We start from the raw sequence: 18726 nt of genomic DNA, 5'->3' as shown, positions 1-18726 counted from the left end.
CCGGGGTCGGGGCGTCAGGGCGTCAGGGCGTCGGGGCGTCAGGCCCGGGTGTTCCAGCCCGCCACGACCGGCAGGCCGTGTTCCGTGGACAGGGTGCTGACCGTGCCCGTGCGCAGCAGGAAGAGCCGGCCGTCCGTCGGGGGCAGCCCGAGGTAGCGGGCGGTCAGCACGCGCAGGAAGTGCCCGTGGGCGACCAGCACGACGTTGCCCCGGTCCTCGCGCAGCACCTTGGCGGCCCGGGCCAGCACCCGGTCCGCGCGGGCGCCGACCTGGGCGGCGTTCTCCCCCGGGTGGTGGGCGTCGCCCGCCGGGACGCCGTCGGTCCACAGCGACCAGTGGGGCCGGGTCCGTTGGATCTCGACGGTGGTGATGCCCTCGTAGCCGCCGTAGTCCCACTCGTGGAGGTCCGGCTCGGGAACGCCGTCGCTCAGTCCGGCGAGTTGGGCGGTGGCCACGGCCCGGCTCAGCGGGCTGGTCAGGACCAGGGCAGGGGTCCGGCCGAGGAAGAACGGGGCCAGGGAGATGGCCTCCTCGACCCCGCGCGCCGTCAGCGGTACGTCCGTCAGCCCCGTGTGCCGTCCGTCGGCGCTCCAGGCCGTCTCCCCGTGCCTCACCAGCAGCAGATCACTCATGTGCCGGACCTTACGGCCGCGGGTCGGTGCCGGTCGCGCCGGGGTCGGCGTGTCACCCCCGGCAGTCGTGAACACGGGTGTGCGACCGGCCGACCCCGCTCGGCCTCCCGTCATCGTGCGCCCGGCGGGCCGGCGCGGGATTCGATGCGAAAACGATGCAAGTTGGCCGCGGGGGCCGATGTGGCGAGGCTCGGGCCATGGACGACCACGACCCGAAGGACCTCGGCCGGCGGAACGGCTCCGGGAGCGACGCGCCGACGGGGACCCTCGCGACCCGGCCCCCGACCGGAGCGACGGGCACGCCGGACGGGCGCGCCGACCAGGTCACGGACGCCGACGCCGCCATCGCCGTAGCCGCCGGTTTCGCCGCGGGCGACGAACGTTCCATGGAGGAGGTCTACCGGCGCTGGCGGCCCCTGGTGAACTCCCTCGCGCGGCGTTCGCTCGGCGACGAGCGCGAGGCGGAGGACGTCACCCAGCAGGTCTTCCTCGCCGCCTGGCGCGGCCGGGGCGGCTACCGCCCCGGGCCCGGCGGGCTCGGGGCCTGGCTCACCGGCATCACCCGTCACAAGATCGCCGACGCGCTGGAGGCCCGGACCCGGCGGGCCCGGGCCGTGGCCGCCGCCGCGGGCGCCGCCCACGAGCCGGCCCCGTACCCCGGCGCCCCCGGGCGGCCGGAGCCCGAGCAGGTGCTGGACCGGGTGCTGATCCTGAGCGAGCTGGCCCGGCTGCCCTCGGCGCAGCGACGCGTGCTGTGCCTGGCGTTCTACGCCGACCTGAGCCAGACCCAGATCGCCGCCCGTACGGGGCTTCCGCTGGGCACCGTCAAGAGCCACATGCGGCGGGCGCTGCACCTGTTGCGCCGGTCGCTGGATCCGGGCCCGCTGCCAGCGCCGAGATGACCTCCAGGCCCGACCGCAGGCCGAACAGCCGCTCGCCGCGCGGAGTCGGCGTACCGGCCCAGCCGGGTCCCGCCAGGAGCAGCGTCGAGCGGCCGCGCGCGCCGCGCAGCCCCCATTCGATGCCGGCCACCGAGCGGGCCAGGCTCCGGTCGGCGGTGGCGCGGGACTGCGCCCAGAGCACGGCCGCGCGGGGGCCCGTGCGCCGCACCGCGTCGTGCAACGCTTCGGCGGGCAGGGCCGCGCCGAACATCCGTACCGGAACGCCCCGTTCGCCGAGGGCGGCGGCGAGCGCCTCGATGGGCAGGCTGTGCAGTTCGTCGGGGGTGCACGCGAGCAGCACCGGCGCGGCCCCCGGTCGGCCGGGGGCGGGCCGGATCCGGTGCAGCGCGGCGGTGACGTGCCAGGACAGCAGGTGCTCGACCTCGATGTAACGCTCCCCCGCCGAGGCCCACTTGCGGCCGACGGCGTGCAGGGTCGGGGCGATGATGTCTTCCCAGGCGGTGACGAGGCCGTGCTCGGCCAGGGCGGCGTCGAGCTGTTCGGCCACGGCCGGCGCGTCGAGCCGTACGGCGGCCCGCCCGAGCCCCCGACCCTCCGGCCTCACCTCCCCGAGGGGGAGGGCGCCGCGCCCGCCCGGCGTGGCGGCCCTGGCCGGGGTCCCGCCGGAGGCGTCGGGGGCTTCGCCGAGCGCGGCCCGGGCCGCCTCGGACGGGGGCACGCCCCGCGCGGTGAGGCGGCACATCAGGTCGAGGCGGGCGATGTCCTCGGCGGTCCAGCGGCGGTGGCGGCCGTCCTCCCGCCGGGCGGGACCGATGGCGTACCGGCGCTCCCACGAGCGGAGCGTGGTCGGGGAGACCCCGAGGCGGCGGGCGACGGCGCCGGTGCTGAGGGCCGCGGCGGGGAGGTCCTGCGGGGGCTCGGGGGGCGGCGACAGGGGGTCCACCGGCTCACGGTACGACGCGGGGCCGGCGCGGGGCGTCGTGCTCATTCCCCGCCCCGTCCGCGCCGGAAGCGGTCGAGGCCGTCGGCGAGCTCCACCACCGGGTCCGGGTAGTCGTACCGGGCGCGTTCGACGCCGGTCAGTCGCCACGGCTCGTGGACGCGGGGTGCGGCGAGGCCGGCGAGTTCGGGCACCCAGCGGTGGACGTAGCGGCCTTCGGGGTCGTAACGCAGGCCTTGGCGGACGGGGTTGAGGACCCGGTTGGGTCGGGTGTCGGTGCCCGTGCCGGCCACCCACTGCCAGTTGAGCTGGTTGTTGGCGAGGTCCCCGTCGACGAGCAGCTCCAGGAAGTGTCGGGCTCCGGTGCGCCAGTCCACGTACAGGGTCTTGGCGAGGAAGCTGGCGGCCAGCAGCCGGCCGCGGTTGTGCATCCAGCCCTCGTGGGCCAGTTGGCGCATGGCCGCGTCGACGACGGGATAGCCGGTGCGGCCCTCCTTCCAGGCCTGGACCTCTTCCTCGGCGGCGGCTCCGGTGCGCCAGCGGTCGTGCCGGGGCCGGTAGTCCCGGGCGGCGGCGGTGGGGCGGGCGGCGAGGACCTGGTAGTGGAAGTCGCGCCAGCACAGCTGCCGTACGAAGGCCTCGGCGCTGGCTCCACCGGCGCCGCGGGAGCGGTGGACGGCCTCGACGGCCGACAGGGTGCCGAAGTGCAGGTGCGGGGAGAGGCGGGAGGTGGCGTCGCCCGCGAGGTCGTCGTGGACGTCCTCGTACCGGGTGATGCCGGCGCGCAGCCAGTGCGCGAGCAGCCTGCGGGCCTCGCGTTCGCCGCCGCGGGCCAGGCCCGGGGAGGTGCCGGCGACGTCGGCGCGGGCCGGAAGGGGTTCGGAGCCGATGTCCGGCGGGACGGGCACGGCGCGGGGGGCGGCGGCGGGGGCCCGCGGCGGGAGGTCCGACCAGCGGCGCAGGTACGGGGTGAAGACGGCGAAGTGGTCGGAGCCGGCCGGGAGGACGGCGCCGGGCGCGACGGCGGTGATCACGGTGTCGTGGACGTAGAGCCGCCGGCCCTGGGCTTCGAGGGCGGTGCGCAGCCGTTCCTCGCGGGCGTGGGCGTAGGCGCTCACCCCGGCCGCCATGTGCACCTCGTCGACGTCGGCCTCCTGGACGAGGGCGCAGACTTCGGCCACGACGTCCCCGGAGCGGATCACCAGCCGGCCCCCGCGTTCGCGCAGTCCCGCGTCGAGGTCGGCGAGGCAGTCGGCGAGGAAGGCCTGCCGGTTGGGGGCGGGGAAGCCGGAGGCCTCGATGGCCCGGTCGCGGACGAAGAGGGGGACGACGCGGTCGCAGGAGGAGAGGGCGGCCCGCAGCGGCGGATGGTCGTGCAGGCGCAGGTCGGAGGTGTAGAGGACCGCAGCGATGTTCATGGGTCTCGGCTCCGCGTCGGGCTGGGGGGCAGGTCTGTCGTGCGGTGCTTCGGCGGCCGGGGGTTTCCCGGATGCACGGGCCGGTGGCGCGATGCCGGTTTCGCGGGTCGGTCCCCGGCCGTGCGGGTCGGGCGCCGGCTTCTCGGGTCGGGCGCCGTCCTCTCGGGTCAGTCCTGGTCGAGGCGTTCGGCGGCGCGGGCGATGTTGCGGGCCATGCCGCCGAAGACGATCGCGTGGAAGGGGGAGACGCTCCACCAGTACATGTGTCCGAGGAGGCCGTGCGGGTGGAACAGGGCCCGTTGCCGGTAGAGCGTGCGTCGGCCGGGTCCGGTCGCCGCGTCGGTCCGCCGGTCGGTCTCCTCATCGGGGGCCGGGTCCGCGTACATCTCCAGCCAGGCCAGGCCCGGCAGCCGCATCTCCGCGCGCAGCCGCAGCAGGCGGCCCGGTTCGATCTCCTCGACCCGCCAGAAGTCGAGGGAGTCGCCGACCCGCAGCCGGGCCGCGTCGCGCCGGCCGCGCCGGATGCCGACGCCGCCGACGAGCCGGTCCAGCCAGCCCCGTACGGCCCAGGCCGGCGGGAAGGAGTACCAGCCGTTGTCCCCGCCGATGCCCTCCACCACCTTCCACAGGGCGGTGGGCGAGGCCTCGACGGCGATCTCGCGCCGGTCGCTGTAGAGACTGCCGCCCGCCCAGTCGGGGTCGGTGGGCAGCGGGTCGCTGGGGGCGCCGGGCAGGGACGCCGAGGACCAGCGGGTGGTGACGTCGGCCTCCCGGACCTTCTTCAGGGCCAGGTCGAGGGCTTCGTCGAAGCCGATGGGGGTGCCGGGCGGGTCGGGGACCCACTCGGCGATGTCGTGCTCGTCGCAGACCACCTCGTGGCGCAGTGATTCGGCCAGCGGCCGGGCCAGCGCCCTCGGTACCGGGGTGACCAGGCCGATCCAGTGGCTGGAGAGCCGCGGGGTGAGCATCGGGACGCGCAGGATGAGCCGTTTGGGGAGTTCGGCGACGGTGGCGTAGCGGCGCATCATCTCCTCGTACGTCACCACGTCGGGACCGCCGATGTCGAAGGCGCGACTGACCTCGGGCGGCATCGAGGCGCTCCCGACGAGGTAGCGCAGGACGTCGCGCACCGCGATGGGCTGCACGCGGGTGCCGACCCAGCTGGGGGTGACCATGACGGGCAGTCGTTCGGTGAGGTAGCGCAGCATCTCGAAGGAGGCCGAGCCGGAGCCGATGATCACGGCGGCGCGCAGGACGGTGGTGGGCACCCCGGAGGCGAGGAGGATCTCGCCGACCTCGGCGCGGGAGCGCAGGTGCGGGGAGAGGTCGCGGGCCGGGATGCCGGTGGGGGTGAGCCCGCCGAGGTAGACGATGCGGCGGACCCCGGCGGCGCGGGCCTGTTCGGCGAAGATCCGGGCGGCTTCCCGGTCGCGGCCCTCGAAGTCGCGGCCGGCGCCGAGGGCGTGGACGAGGTAGTAGGCGACGTCGATGCCCTGGAGCGCCGAGGCGACCGACGCGGCGTCGGTGACGTCTCCGCGCACGATGTCGGCGCGCCCGGCCCAGGGGTGGTCCCGCAGCCGTTCCGGGGAGCGGGCCAGGCAGCGGACGCGGTGTCCGGAGTCGAGGAGTTCGGGCACCAGGCGTCCGCCGATGTAGCCGGTGGCTCCGGTGACCAGGCAGTGCGGTCCGGTCATGGTCGTCTTCCCTCCGTCGTGGCCGGTTCATCGTCGCCGGTCCGGGGCCGCCGCGCCCGTCGTGCCGCGGCGCACGGCCGCCCGGCGCCCGCGCCTTCCGTACGGGATTCGGGCGCGTACGGCCCGCCGGATGCGCGGCGCGGGACTCGGCACGGGTCGGCCGGTCGGGTGCGCGTCGGGGCCGGCTCCGCGAGGTCCCGGCGCCGGGAACATCCGGGACGTTTCGCCCGGGACACATCCGGGGCCCCCTGCGGCTCCGAAGTACCGATCGAAGGCGAAGGAGGGAGCGGGATGACCGAACGAGGACGACCGCGCACGGCCGTGATCGGCGGGGGCGTGTCGGGGCTGACGGCGGCGTACGTACTGGCCAGGAGCCACGAGGTGACGCTCTACGAGGCCGACGACCGGCTGGGCGGGCACGCCCACACCCACGAGGTGAAGGGGCCCGACGGGCTGATCCGGTCCGTGGACTCGGGTTTCATCGTGCACAACGACCGGACGTACCCGCACCTGCTGCGGCTCTTCCGCGAGCTGGGCGTGGCCACCCGGCCGACGACGATGAGCCTGTCGGTGCACTGCGAGGGCTGCGGGCTGGAGTACGCGGGCGCCCGCGGCCCGCGCGGGCTGTTCGCCCGGCCGGGGGGTGCCCTGCGGCCCGCCCACCTGCGGATGCTGGCGCAGGTGCCGGTGTTCCACCGGCAGGCCCGGCGGCTGCTGACCGCGCCCGAGGGGCCACGCGAGCCCACCCTGGGCGAGTTCCTGGAGCGGGGGGGCTTCGGCCCGTACTTCACCGGCCACTTCGCGATTCCGCTCGTCGCCTCCGTGTGGTCCTGTCCCCCGGGCACCGCGCTGCGCTACCCGGCCCGCTACCTGTTCCGCTTCCTCGCCCACCACGGGCTGTTGTCGGTCGGCGGCTCGCCGAGCTGGCGCACGGTCGAGGGCGGCTCGGCGCGGTACGTGGAGCGGGTGCGGGAGGAGCTGGGCGCGGGCGCCGTCCGGGTGTCGAGCGCGGTGCGGGAGCTGACCCGGACCCCGGACGGGGTGCTGGTCGTCACCGCCGACGGGACGCGGACCCCGTACGACTCGGTGGTCATCGCCGTCCACGCCGACCAGGCGCTGCGGATGCTGGCCGATCCGACGGACGCCGAACGCGCGGTGCTCGGCGCCTTCGGCTACTCCCGCAACCGGACCGTCCTGCACACCGACGCCTCGGTGCTGCCGCGCGCGGCGAGCGCCCGGGGCTGCTGGAACTACCGGCTGTCGGCGTGCCGGCCGGACGAGACGGTACCGGTGCAGGTGAGCTACGACATGAACCGGCTCCAGGGCTTGGACGCGCCGGAGCCGTACGTGGTCACGCTGGGGGCCGACGAGCGGGTGCGGCCCGATCTGGTACTGGCAGAGATGGTCTACGAGCACCCGGTCTACACCCGGGAGTCGGTCGCGGCGCAGCGCCTGCTGCCCGGACTGTCGGGGCCGGTGACGGCCTTCGCCGGGGCGTACCACGGGTGGGGGTTCCACGAGGACGGTTGCCGTTCGGGCGTCGAGGCGGCGGCCGCGCTGGGTGTGGGCTGGTGAGGGCCGCACTGTACGAGGCGGACATCCGGCACGTGCGGGCCGGCCGCCCGGCGTACGGGATGCGGCACCGCACCTACCTGTGGCTGGTGGACCTGGCGGAGCCGCCCCGGCTGCCGTGGCCGGTGCGCGTGCTGGCCGGATTCGACGCCCGCGACCACTTCGGCGGCTCGGATCCCAGCATCCGCGCGGGGCTGGACCGTTTCCTGGCCGCGCGCGGGATCGCGCTGCCGCCGGGGACGCGGGTGTCGATGCTGGCGCACGCCCGGGTGCTCGGCTTCGTCTTCAACCCGCTGTCGGTGTACTGGTGCCGCGCCCCGGACGGCGCGCTCCTGCACGTGGTCGCGGAGGTGCACAACACGTACGGTGACCGGCACTGCTACCTGCTGGGTCCGGAGGCGGCGCGGGAGACGGGCCCGGTCCCCAAGGAGTTCCACGTCTCCCCCTTCCTCGGGATGGACGGCGACTACCGGATGCGGCTGCCCGAGCCGGGCGCGGAACTCGCGCTGAGCGTGCGGCTGGCGGGCGGCGGGGACGGGGCGGGCCTGACGGCGACCGTGCGCGGCAGCCGCCGGCCCGCGGGTGTGCGGGGCGTGCTGCGCGCCGTGCTGCGTCACCCCTGGTCGACGGCGGCCGTCGCGGTGGGCATCCGCTTCCACGGGATCCGCCTGCTGCTGCGCGGGGCGGCCGTACGGCCCGGGCCCCCGCACGTCCCGCAGGCGGGGATGTCGCTGGGCGGGGCGGGAGGAGCGCGATGAACTGGGGCGCTTTCGGGGTCAATCTGGCCGTATCGGCGGGCGCGGCGCTCGCCGTGATGCTCGTCGCGTTCGCGGTGGGCGTGCGCAAGAGGATGCACCGGGGGGTCGACGTGGCGTGGGGCGCGGCCTTCGCGGCCGTCGCGCTCGTCACGTACGGGATGTCGGGCGGTGGCGTCGGGCGCGGGTTGCTGCTGACGGTGCTCACCGTGGTCTGGGGCCTGCGGCTGGCGGCGCACATCGCGTGGCGGGGCCGGGGGCACGGCGAGGACCCCCGGTACGAGCGGATGTTGGCCCGGGCCCCGGGAAACCGGAGCCTGTACGCGCTGCGCAAGGTCTACCTGCTCCAGGGGGCGCTGGTCTGGCTGATCTCGCTGCCGGTGCAGGCCGGCTCGTACGCGATCGGCGCCGCGGACGGGCGCGTGCTCGCCCTCGCCGTCGTGGGGACGGCGCTGTGGGCGACCGGTGTCGCCTTCGAGGCGGTCGGCGACCATCAGCTGGCCCGTTTCAGGGCCGATCCGGCCAACCGGGGCAGGATCATGGACCGCGGTCTGTGGGCGTGGACCCGGCATCCGAACTACTTCGGTGACTTCTGCGTGTGGTGGGGCATCTTCCTGGTGGCCGCCGGGTCGACACAGGCGGCGGCCGTGTCCGTCGTCGCGCCGCTGATGATGTCGTACCTGCTGATCGGCGGCAGCGGGAAACGCCTGCTGGAGCGGCACATGGAGGGGCGACCGGGATACGCCGAGTACGTGGCCCGGACCAGCGGTTTCCTGCCCATGCCGCCGGCCCGGACCGACGGCCGATAATCCGGAGGAACCGGGCCATTGGTACAGTCGCGGCATGGCCGTGGACGAGCTCGACACCCGGATCCTGCGCCTGCTGATCGAGCAGCCGCGCACCAGCGTCCGGGAGTACGCCCGGATCCTCGGGGTGGCCCGGGGAACGCTCCAGGCCCGGCTGGAGCGGCTGGAGCGGACCGGCGTGATCACCGGCACCGGTCCGGCGCTCTCCCCGGCCGCGCTCGGACACCCCGTACTGGCCTTCGTGCACATCGAGGTGACCCAGGGGCACCTGGACGAGGTCGGCGAGGCCCTGGCCGCCGTGCCGGAGATCATCGAGGCCTTCTCCATCACGGGCGGCGGCGACCTGTTGACCCGCGTCGCGGCCCGGGACAACGCACACCTGGAGGACGTGATCCAGCGGCTGATCCGACTCCCGGGCGTGGTCCGCACCCGGACGGAGGTGGCGCTGCGCGAACGGGTGCCGCACCGCATGCTGCCGCTGGTCGAAGCCGTGGGCAGAGCGGCACGCAAACCCTGACAGGATGGCGTGGACAGGCACACGACCGGCAGGACGGGCACAGCGGATGATTTCCGTCATATTCGATCTCGACGGCACCCTCGTGGACAGCGAGCCGAACTACTACGAATCCGGGCGGCTCACCCTGGAGCGGCACGGCGTCCCCGATTTCACGTGGGAGCAGCACTCCCGCTTCATCGGGATCGGCACCCTGGAAACGCTGGAGATCCTCAAGGAGCGCTACGCCCTGCCGGCGCCCGTCGACCAGCTCCTCGCGGAGCAGAACGCCGCCTATCTGGAGCTGGCCCGCACCCGGACCGAGGTGTTCCCCGAGATGCGCCGGTTCGTGGAGCGGCTGCACGCGCGGGGCGTGGCGATGGCCGTCGCCTCGGGCTCCTCCCGCGAGGCCATCGACGCCGTCCTCGTCGGCACCGGGCTGGACGCGCTACTGACGGTGGTGGTCTCCGCGGAGGAGGTCGCGCACGGCAAGCCCGCCCCCGACGTGTTCCTGGAGGCGGCCCGTCGGCTCGGGGTCGAGCCCGCCGACTGCGTGGTGATCGAGGACGCGGCGCCGGGCGCCGCGGCGGCCCGGGCGGCCGGCATGGCCTGCGTGGCCGTCCCGTACGTGGTGGACATGGCCGCCGACCCAGCCTTCGCGGCGTCGTTCCTGCTCTTCGCGGGCGGGCAGGCCGAGTTCAACGCGGACGCGGCCCTCGCCTGGCTGACCGCACACGCGGCCGACCGCGACGCGGTGTGAGGGCCCGTACCGCCTGAAGCGGGCCGGCCGGCGTGAGGACGGTCCGGGCGGGGTGCCGGCTCGCCCCGCGGGCCCGGCCGGCGGCGGGGAACTGCCCCGGCAACTGCCCCTCCGGACCGAGATCCGCTCCTAGTCTCGGGCCTCGGCGGCGGGACAGCGCGCCGCCCCGGACCAGGAAAGGGCTCGATGGAGATGAAGAAGAACAAACTGGCGGCCGGCGGCGCCGCGGTCGTGATGGCCGCGGGGATCGCGATCACGGCGGTCGGCGCGGCGAACGCGGCCGGCGGCACCTCGTCCGGCAGCGCGCGGATCACGTCCGTGGAGCAGCTGCACGAGAACCTCGCGCAGGCGGTGGCGCACGAGCAGGCCCTCGGGCTCCAGGGCACCATCGGCGGCCCCGTCGGCCGTGAGGCGCTCGCGTCCTACGACGCGGTCGAAGGCTGACGCGGCGGTGAGCACCGTGGGTAGCGAGCAGACCTCGGCCACCGCGCCGACCTGGTGTCCGAGCGGCGAGGCCGGGGCTCCCGAGTCCGTCGTCCTCGGCGTCCGTTCGGCGGCCGACGGCCGGGTGGTGTACCTCGCCGATCCGGTCCCGGCGCCGGAAGTCCTCTCGACCCTCCCGGACGGGATCGAGCCGACCCGGGTCCTGCGCTTCGCCTCGCACTGCGTGTCCGCCTGCGTCAACCGACGGGGCGACGACTGTGCGCTGGTGGAGCGCGTCCTGGCCCTGCCCGCGGCCGACGCGGACCCCCGTACGGTCCCACGGTGCCACCTTCGAAACCGGTGCCAGTGGTGGCAGCAGACGGGCGTGGACGCGTGCCACCGCTGCCCGGCCGTCACCACGGCCACCTTCCGGGAGGACGAGCTCGCCACGCTGGTGGCGGACCCGTCGACCACCCCGGAGCAACTGGCGGCCTGGATCAGGGATTCCGCCTGACCCCGCACCGCCACCGACGGCCGGTCCCTCCCGACGGCCCGTCGGACGTTCACCCTCGCCGCGGGCGGGGCGGGCCGGGTGCCCCGCCCCGCCCGCGGTCCGTTCCGGCCGCGGGCCCGTACCGGCGGGAAGATCCGGCGTCCACCCGGAGTTGGTAGAACCGTGAACGAAACGGCGGGGTACGCGCAGGCACCGGCAGAGGTGGACGTCGTGGTCGTCGGCGCCGGTCAGGCGGGCCTGTCGGGCGCCTACCACCTGGCCCGGGCCGGCATCGGGCACGTGGTGCTGGACCACGCGCCGCGACCCGGTGGGGCCTGGCAGTTCCGCTGGCCGTCGCTGACCTACGGCACGGTGCACGGGATGCACTCCCTGCCCGGCATGGAACTGACCGGCGCCGATCCGCTGCGGCCCTCCTCCGAGGTGATCGGCGCCTACTTCGCCGCCTACGAGGAGCGCTTCGACCTGCGCGTACGCCGCCCCGTGGACGTCTCGGCGGTGCGCGAGGGCGCGTCGGGGCGGCTCCTGGTGGAGTCCTCGGCGGGTACGTGGTCGGCGCGGGCGCTGATCAACGCCACCGGCACCTGGGACCGGCCGTTCTGGCCGCGCCACGCCGGCCAGGAACTGTTCCGGGGGCGGCAGTTGCACACCGCGAACTACCCGGGACCGCAGGAGTTCGCCGGGGCCCGGGTGGTGGTCGTCGGCGGGGGCACCTCCGCGGTGCAGCACCTGCTGGAGATGTCCGCCGCGGGGGCGGAGACCACCTGGGTGACGCGGCGGCCGCCCGTCTTCCGGGACGGGGCGTTCGGCGAGGCCGAGGGCCGGGAGGCGGTGGCGCGCGTCGCGGACCGGGTCCGCCGGGGGCTGCCGCCGCAGAGCGTGGTCGGCGTGACCGGGCTGGCGCTGACCGATGCCGTACGGGCCGGGCTGGCCTCCGGGGTGCTGGAGCGGCTGCCGGTGTTCGACCGGATCACCGACTCCGGCGTCGCCTGGGGCGACGGCCGGCGCGTGGACGCCGACGTGATCCTGTGGGCCACCGGCTTCCGGGCGGCCGTCGACCACCTGGCGCCGCTGCGGCTGCGCGAGCCGGGCGGCGGCATCCGGTTGGAGGGCACGCGGGCGGCTCGCGACGAACGGATCCACCTGGTCGGCTACGGCCCCTCCGCCTCCACGCTCGGGGCCAACCGCGCCGGTGGCGCCGCCGTCCGCGAGATCCGCCGGCTGCTGACCCGCACCCCGGCGCCGGCCGCGACCGGCGGGTAGCGGACCGGGATCGGCGGTCGGGCTCAGCTGCCGCGGGTCGGCGGGGCCGAGGCGCCGCGGGCGGTCGGGGTCGGCGTCGTGCTGGGCCGGGCCGCCGGGGGGCCCGCCGCGGCCCGCAGCCGGTTGAAGTCCGCGACGTGCTTCCTGTGCTCCTCGTAGGTCGCCGAGAAGCGGGTGTCCCCCGGCTTCACCGTGACGAAGAACAGCCAGTCCCCCGGGGTGGGCGCGACCGCCGCCGCCATGGCCCGCAGGCCGGGGCTGTCGATCGGGGTGGGGGGCAGGCCCTGGCGTTCGTAGGTGTTGAAGGGGTGGTCGATGCGGGTGTCGCTGAGCTTGGTGTCCACGGTGGTGCGGTTCAGCGCGTAGTTGATGGTGGAGTCCATCTGGAGCGGCATCGACTTCGCGAGCCGGTTGTGCACCACGCGCGCGACCTTCCCCATGTCGGCGGGGGTGTCGGCCTCCGCCTCGATGATGCTGGCGAGGGTGGCCGTCTGGTAGGCGGTCATGCCGTGCGCCTTGCCGCCGTCGGCGACGGCCTTCGTCGCGAGCTTCTGGTTGGCCGTCCGCACCATGTACGCGAGGAGCTCGCCCGGGGCGGTCTTCGAGGTCACCGGGTACGTCGCCGGGAACAGGTAGCCCTCGGGGTTGCCCTTGGCCTCCGGGGGCAGCCCCAGCCCGGCCGTGGCGACGGCCGCCTTCGTGGAGCCGGCGGGGAGTCCCAGTCCGCGGTCGACCGCGGTGTAGACCTGCGGGGCCCGCCATCCTTCGGGGATGACCAACTGACGCGGCTTCTCGGGCGCCTGACCCCGGGGGAACAGCGGGAGCATGACCGCGACCCCCAGCGCGATCAGCGTGCCGAGGAAGAAGGCGAGACGGCCCCGGCGAGTGAGCCGGGGGCGGCGCTGTGGCTGCCGGTACTCAAGACGCATGCGGGCACGCTAACCGCCCGAGTGCGCCATTCCCGGCATTTCACCCCAGCACCGGTCAGATGATCACACGTTCACCGGAGTCGGCGCCTGCTCCTCGGCGGGACCCCGACCGGCCCGACCCGCTTCCGCGATCGCGACCAGGGCGGGGGTGAGGGCCGCGTCCCGGTCCCGCCGGACCAGCGCGGCGTAGCGGCCGTCGGCCCCGATCAGTTCCTCGTGCGTTCCGCGTTCGGCGATGCGGCCGTCGTCCAGGACCACGATCTGGTCGGCGTCCCTGACGGTGGAGAGGCGGTGCGCGATGGTGATGGTGGTGCGGCCGCGGGAGAGGTGCTCGATGGCCTGCTGCACGGCGTGCTCCGTACGGGTGTCGAGGGCGCTGGTGGCCTCGTCGAGGATGAGCACCGGCGGATCGCGCAGGATGGTCCGGGCGATGGCCAGGCGCTGCTTCTCGCCTCCGGAGAACCGGTAGCCGCGTTCGCCGACGAGCGTCTCGTACCCGTCGGGCAGGGACTCGATGTGATCGTGGATCTGGGCGGCGCGGGCCGCCTCGACGATCTCCTCGTCGGTGGCGTCCGGCTTGGCGAAGCGCAGGTTGTCGGCGACGGAGGCGTGGAAGAGGTAGGTCTCCTGGGAGACCACGCCGATGGAGCGGGCCAGCGAGTCGAAGTCGAGGTCGCGCACGTCCACCCCGTCGAGGGCGATCCGGCCGCCGGTGACGTCGTACAGCCGCGGCACCAGGTAGCTCAGGGTGCTCTTGCCGGAGCCGGTCGGGCCGACGACGGCGAGGGAGCCGCCCGCGGGGATCGTGATGTCGATCGCCGTGAGCGTCGGGCCGCTCTCGGCCTCGTACGCGAAGTGCACGTCCTCCAGGCGGACCTCGCCCCTCGCCCGCTCCAGCCGGACCGGGTCCGCCTTCTCGGTGATGTCCACCGGCAGGTCGAGGTACTCGAAGATGCGGGCGAACAGGGCGAGGGAGGTCTGGATCTGCACGCCGGTCGACAGCAGGCTCACAGCGGGCCGGAACAGGCCCTGCTGGAGGGTGACGAAGGCGACGAGGGTGCCGACGGAGAGCGAGGGGGCGCCCGTCTGCAGGGCGATGCCGGCCGCCCAGTAGATGAGGGCGGGCATGGCGGCCATGACGATGCCGATCGTGGACATCCGCCACCGCCCGGCCATGCTGGAGCGCACTTCGAGCCCGACCAGCTTCTCGGACTCCTCGGAGAAGGCGGCGGTGAGGGACTCCGAGCGGCCCATGGTGCGGCCGAGCAGGATCCCGCTCACGGAGAGGGACTCGGTGACGGTGGCCGCCATCGCGGCCATCTGCTTCTGCCGTTGCGTCGTGATCCGCTTGCGTTCGTGACCGACCCGGCGGCTGATCCACACGAAGACCGGCAACAGGAGCAGGGACACGACGGTGAGCCGCCAGTCGAGCGCGAGCATCGCGACGACGGAGGCGATCACCGCGGTCAGGTTCGACACCAGGGAGGTCGCCGTGGAGGTCACCGTCGCCTGCATGCCGCCGATGTCGTTGGCGATGCGGGACTGCACCTCACCGGTGCGGGTGCGGGTGAAGAAGGCCAGCGGCATCCGCTGGAGCTGGGCGTAGACGGCGGTGCGCAGGTCGTGCATCACGCGCTGGCCGACGGTCGTGGAGATGTACGTCTGGAGCACACCGAACACGCTGGTGACGACCGCGGTCAGGATCATGCCGAGGGCGAGCAGGCTCAGCAGACCGGTGCGGCCCTCGGGTATCGCGACGTCGAGTATCTCCTTGAGCAGGAACGGCGAGGCGACGCCGACCAGCGAGGAGGCGGCCACCAGGGAGCCCACGACGGCGAGCCGGCCGCGGTAGGGCCGGAACAGGCCGACGATCCGGCGCAGCTCGCGGGGCCGCTCGGCGGGACCGGGGCGGGTGGGGTCGAGGGCTTCGTTCGATGGTGTCCACTTCGGTTCTTCGGGGCGCATGGGCCTCCTTCTGACGAGACTCCGATGAGCTTAGCTCATTGTTACCTATGCTCACAATGAATCCGGTCCTGGTACTGTTCCCAGTATGAGCACCGGTTCCGAGAGCGATACCACGGGCGGCGTCCTCGCCGAGCAGCTGCTGCGTCTGACGCGGCGGCTCCACCGCATACAGAAACACCACATGGAACCACTCGGGATCACCCCGGCCCAGGGCCGGCTGCTGCGCCTCGTCGCCCACCACGGCGGCGAGCGACCGCCCCGGATGGCCGATCTGGCCGCACGTCTGGAGGTCGTGCCGCGCGCCGTCACCACCCTGGTGGACGCCCTGGAGGCGGCCGACTGCGTGCGCCGGGCGCCCGACCCGGCGAACCGCCGCGTCATCCGGATCGAGCTCACCGAAACCGGCCGCGCCACGCTGCGCCGTCTGCGCAACGCGCGAACCGACGCGGCAGAGGAGATCCTGGCTCCATTGACCGCCGAACAGCGCGAGGTGCTCGGCGGGCTGCTGAACGCGCTGGCGGACGTCCCGGCGGAGCGCCCCTGCTGATCCGGGCTCCGGCGCCGGGCCGGTGGTCCGCGGGCGCCGCCGAGACGGACGAGGGGTCGCGAGATGCCGCTGTGGGAACCGAAGCCCGGCGCACTGCGCCCGCACGGCGCGGGCGCCCCCGCCCCCGACCGGGTGCCGGACCGACTGGCCGCCGGCACCCCGTACGCCCTGCGCACGGAGCTGACCGGGCTACTGGGCCCGGAAAAGGTGCTGTGGAAGGTCTCCGACCTGGTCCGCTACGCCACCGACGCCTCGCCGTACCGGTTCGTGCCGCAGGTCGTGGTGGTCGCCGAGGACATCGACGACATCTCCGCCGTCCTGTCGTACGCCCACGGCAAGCAGCGCGACGTGGTCTTTCGGGCGGCCGGGACCTCCCTCAACGGGCAGGCCCAGGGCGAGGACATCCTGGTCGACGTACGCCGCCACTGGACGGGCGTGGAGGTCCTCGACGGCGGGCGCCGCGCCCGCATCGGACCGGGCACCACCGTCCTGCGGGCCAACGCCGCGCTCGCCCGGCACGGCCGGATCCTGGGGCCCGACCCCGCCAGCGCCATCGCCTGCACGGTCGGCGGCGTCGTCGCGAACAACGCCTCGGGCATGACGGCGGGGACCACCCGCAACTCGTACCGCACCCTCTCCTCCCTCACCGTGGTCCTGCCGAGCGGCACCGTCGTGGACACCGCCGACCCGCTCGCGGAGGAGGAACTGGCCCGCGCCGAACCGGCCCTGTGCCACGGCCTGATGGCGATCAAGGCGGAGATCGAGACCGATCCGGCGCTCGTGGCCCGGATCCGCGCCAAGTACGAGATCAAGAACACCACCGGGTACCGGCTGGACGCCTACCTGGACGGCGCCACGCCCGTCGAGATCCTGCGCGGCCTGATGGTCGGCTCCGAGGGCACGCTCGGCTTCATCTCCGAGGTCGTCTTCGACACCGTCCCGCTCGACCGCGAGCTGACGAGCGCCCTGCTCTTCTTCCCCTCGCTGCCCGCCGCGGCGGCCGCCGTCCCGCTGTTCACCGCGGCCGGCGCCCTCGCCGTCGAGCTGATGGACGGCAACACGCTGCGCGCGTCCGTCAGCGTCGCCGGGGTGCCCGCCGACTGGGCGCGGCTGCCCAAGGAAACGGCCGCCCTGCTCGTGGAGTTCCGGGCTCCGGACGCGGCGGAGCGTGCCGTCCTGGAACGGCGCGCGGCCGCGGTGCTGCCGGCGCTGGAACTCGTGGCGCCCGTCCCCTCGGTGACGAACGCCTTCACCAGCGACCCGAGGACGATCTCCGGCTACTGGAAGGCCCGCAAGGCCTTCGTCACCGCGGTCGGGGGCGCCCGGCCCCCGGGCACCACCTTGATCACCGAGGACTTCGCCGTGCCGCCGTCCCGGCTCGCCGAGGCCTGCGAAGCGCTCCTGGCCCTACAGGAGGAGCACGGGTTCGACGCGGCCGTCGCCGGTCACGCGGCGCACGGCAACCTGCACTTCCTGCTCGCCTTCGACGCCGCGGAACCCGCCGACGTCGACCGGTACGCGGCCTTCATGGAGGCGTTCTGCCGGCTCACCGTGGAGCGGTTCGACGGCTCCCTGAAGGCCGAGCACTCCACCGGCCGCAACATGGCCCCCTTCCTGGAGCTGGAGTGGGGTCCCGAGGCCACCGCGTTGATGTGGCGCACCAAGCGGATCGTCGACCCGGACGGTGTCCTCGCCCCGCGCGTGCTGCTCGACCGGGACCCCCGGGCCCACCTGCGCGGCCTGAAGACGATCCCGCGGGTGGAGGCGGTCGCCGACCCCTGCATCGAGTGCGGGTTCTGCGAACCGACCTGCCCCAGCGAGGACCTGACGACCACGCCGCGCCAGCGGATCGCGCTGCGGCGCGAGATGGTGCGCCAGGAACCCGGGTCCGCCGTGCTCGACGGGCTCCTCGGGTCCTACGGCTACGACGCCGTCGACACCTGCGCCGGCGACTCCACCTGCCGGATCGCCTGCCCCGTCGGCATCGACACCGGGGCGCTGATGAAGGACTTCCGCCACCGCCGGCACAGCCCGCGCGAGGAGCGGGTCGCGGCGCTGGCGGCCCGGCGGTTCCGTACGGTGGAGGCCGCCGCCCGCCTTGCCGTGGCCGCCGCCGGCGCACTCCCGGACGCGGTCTCGGACCGGGTGCTCGGCGCCGTGACGGCGACCGCCCGCAAGGTTGTACGTCCGGACCTGGTGCCCGCCTGGCTGCCGCAGATCCCGGGGCCCGCCGCCCGCCGGCTGCCCGCGACCGACCGGCTCACCGCGACCGCCGTGTACTACCCGGCCTGCGTCAACCGGATCTTCGGCGGCCCGGACGGGCGGCCCGGCCCGGCCCTGTCCGAGGCCGTGGTGGCCGTGTCGGAGCGGGCCGGGAGGCCCGTGTGGATCCCGGACGACGTCACGGGCACCTGCTGCGCGACGATCTGGCACTCCAAGGGCTACGAGGCCGGCAACCGGGTGATGGCCAACCGGATCGTCGAGGCCGCCTGGGGCTGGACGGCCGGGGGCCTGCTGCCGCTGGTGGTCGACGCGTCCTCCTGCACGCTGGGCATCGCCCACGAGGTGGTGCCGTACCTGACGGATGACAACCGCGAACTCCACGCCGCCCTGCGGGTCGTCGACTCGGTCGTCTGGGCGGCGGAGGAGCTGCTGCCGCGCCTGGAGGTCCGCCGGACCGTGGGCTCGGCCGTCCTGCACCCCACCTGCTCGATGCGGCACCTCGACGACGAGGCGCAGCTGCGCGCGGTCGCCGAGGCCTGCGCCGAGGAGGTGGTGGTGCCGGACGACGCGGGCTGCTGCGCGTTCGCGGGCGATCGCGGCATGCTCCATCCGGAGCTGACCGCCTCCGCCACGGCCTCGGAGGCCCGGGAGGTGACGGCGCGTTCCTTCGACGCGCACCTGTCGGCGAACCGGATGTGCGAGGTGGGCATGGACCGGGCCACCGGACGGAGCTACCACTCGGTCCTGCTCGAACTGGAACGTGCCTCCCGCCCCTGAGTCGAACAGGGGTGACACGCGCCCCGCGGGTGCGCCGGAGTGCGCGCTCCGGAGCGGGAGGGCTCTTCCCGGAGCCCCGTCCGGGCCGGAAAATCGATTGCCCGGGCCTGGTCCGA

General features: G+C 74.7%; 17 protein-coding genes. 11 read left to right on the top strand and 6 right to left on the bottom strand.

The genetic code is table 11. From position 1 onward, the window contains the following. Positions 1-38 precede the first annotated feature (38 nt). Positions 39-632, bottom strand: coding sequence for a histidine phosphatase family protein (locus tag AB0D46_RS08565; protein ID WP_362876543.1), 594 nt, complete (start codon positions 630-632; stop codon positions 39-41). A gap of 197 nt (positions 633-829) precedes the next feature. Between AB0D46_RS08565 and AB0D46_RS08560 the strand changes: the two genes are divergently transcribed. After that, entirely contained in the window at positions 830-1534 is a 705-nt protein-coding gene (locus AB0D46_RS08560) for an RNA polymerase sigma factor (protein WP_362876542.1), read from the top strand. Here the strand turns inward: AB0D46_RS08560 and AB0D46_RS08555 are convergent. The 3 genes from AB0D46_RS08555 to AB0D46_RS08545 all read right to left on the bottom strand — a co-directional run bounded on the left by AB0D46_RS08555 (position 1458) and on the right by AB0D46_RS08545 (position 5586). Then, positions 1458-2522, bottom strand: coding sequence for a MerR family transcriptional regulator (locus AB0D46_RS08555; protein WP_362876541.1), 1065 nt, complete (start codon positions 2520-2522; stop codon positions 1458-1460). The genes AB0D46_RS08560 and AB0D46_RS08555 overlap by 77 nt on opposite strands. After that, entirely contained in the window at positions 2519-3892 is a 1374-nt protein-coding gene (locus AB0D46_RS08550) for a deoxyribodipyrimidine photo-lyase (protein WP_362876540.1), read from the bottom strand. Before AB0D46_RS08550 ends, AB0D46_RS08555 begins: the two co-directional genes overlap by 4 nt. Positions 3893-4059: 167 nt before the next feature. After that, positions 4060-5586 (bottom strand): SDR family oxidoreductase, encoded by a 1527-nt coding sequence (locus AB0D46_RS08545; protein ID WP_362876539.1) that lies wholly within the window; start codon positions 5584-5586, stop codon positions 4060-4062. Positions 5587-5877: 291 nt separating this feature from the next. Between AB0D46_RS08545 and AB0D46_RS08540 the strand changes: the two genes are divergently transcribed. From AB0D46_RS08540 to AB0D46_RS08505, 8 genes are all read left to right on the top strand, one after another. After that, positions 5878-7161: an FAD-dependent oxidoreductase gene (locus tag AB0D46_RS08540; RefSeq protein ID WP_362876538.1), complete on the top strand. Its 1284-nt coding sequence runs from the start codon at positions 5878-5880 to the stop codon at positions 7159-7161. A gap of 8 nt (positions 7162-7169) precedes the next feature. Further along, positions 7170-7916 (top strand): DUF1365 domain-containing protein, encoded by a 747-nt coding sequence (locus AB0D46_RS08535; protein ID WP_362876602.1) that lies wholly within the window; start codon positions 7170-7172, stop codon positions 7914-7916. After that, a complete protein-coding gene (locus tag AB0D46_RS08530) occupies positions 7913-8722 on the top strand; it encodes a DUF1295 domain-containing protein (protein WP_362876537.1) in 810 nt (269 codons plus the stop codon). Before AB0D46_RS08535 ends, AB0D46_RS08530 begins: the two co-directional genes overlap by 4 nt. Positions 8723-8756: 34 nt before the next feature. Continuing rightward, positions 8757-9236 carry an Lrp/AsnC family transcriptional regulator gene (locus tag AB0D46_RS08525; protein WP_362876536.1) on the top strand — a complete coding sequence of 160 codons (480 nt, stop codon included), beginning with the start codon at positions 8757-8759 and terminating at the stop codon, positions 9234-9236. Positions 9237-9282: 46 nt separating this feature from the next. Beyond that, positions 9283-9972 carry an HAD-IA family hydrolase gene (locus tag AB0D46_RS08520; RefSeq protein ID WP_362876535.1) on the top strand — a complete coding sequence of 230 codons (690 nt, stop codon included), beginning with the start codon at positions 9283-9285 and terminating at the stop codon, positions 9970-9972. A gap of 186 nt (positions 9973-10158) precedes the next feature. Further along, positions 10159-10416 carry a hypothetical protein gene (locus AB0D46_RS08515; protein WP_362876534.1) on the top strand — a complete coding sequence of 86 codons (258 nt, stop codon included), beginning with the start codon at positions 10159-10161 and terminating at the stop codon, positions 10414-10416. Between the two features lie 7 nt (positions 10417-10423). After that, on the top strand, positions 10424-10909 hold the full coding sequence (locus tag AB0D46_RS08510; RefSeq protein WP_362876533.1) for a hypothetical protein: 486 nt from the start codon (positions 10424-10426) through the stop codon (positions 10907-10909). 162 nt (positions 10910-11071) lie between these two features. Then, on the top strand, positions 11072-12169 hold the full coding sequence (locus tag AB0D46_RS08505; RefSeq protein WP_362876532.1) for an NAD(P)-binding domain-containing protein: 1098 nt from the start codon (positions 11072-11074) through the stop codon (positions 12167-12169). Positions 12170-12192: 23 nt separating this feature from the next. Here AB0D46_RS08505 and mltG read toward each other — a convergent pair whose 3' ends face one another. Both mltG and AB0D46_RS08495 read right to left on the bottom strand, forming a co-directional pair. Then, entirely contained in the window at positions 12193-13098 is a 906-nt protein-coding gene (mltG, locus tag AB0D46_RS08500) for an endolytic transglycosylase MltG (protein WP_362876531.1), read from the bottom strand. 63 nt (positions 13099-13161) lie between these two features. Further along, on the bottom strand, positions 13162-15063 hold the full coding sequence (locus AB0D46_RS08495) for an ABC transporter ATP-binding protein (RefSeq protein WP_362876530.1): 1902 nt from the start codon (positions 15061-15063) through the stop codon (positions 13162-13164). A gap of 85 nt (positions 15064-15148) precedes the next feature. Between AB0D46_RS08495 and AB0D46_RS08490 the strand changes: the two genes are divergently transcribed. After that, complete coding sequence (locus AB0D46_RS08490) at positions 15149-15610, top strand: MarR family transcriptional regulator (protein WP_362876529.1); 462 nt, start codon at positions 15149-15151, stop codon at positions 15608-15610. A gap of 63 nt (positions 15611-15673) precedes the next feature. Then, positions 15674-18610 (top strand): FAD-binding and (Fe-S)-binding domain-containing protein, encoded by a 2937-nt coding sequence (locus AB0D46_RS08485; protein WP_362876528.1) that lies wholly within the window; start codon positions 15674-15676, stop codon positions 18608-18610. Positions 18611-18726: the final 116 nt, after the last annotated feature.

Origin of the sequence: Streptomyces sp. NPDC048383 (genome assembly GCF_040651775.1) — a bacterium.
Classification (GTDB): Bacteria; Actinomycetota; Actinomycetes; order Streptomycetales; family Streptomycetaceae; genus Streptomyces.
The sequence above is the reverse complement of the archived record's forward strand: the minus strand, read 5'-3'. Positions and strand labels throughout refer to the sequence as shown.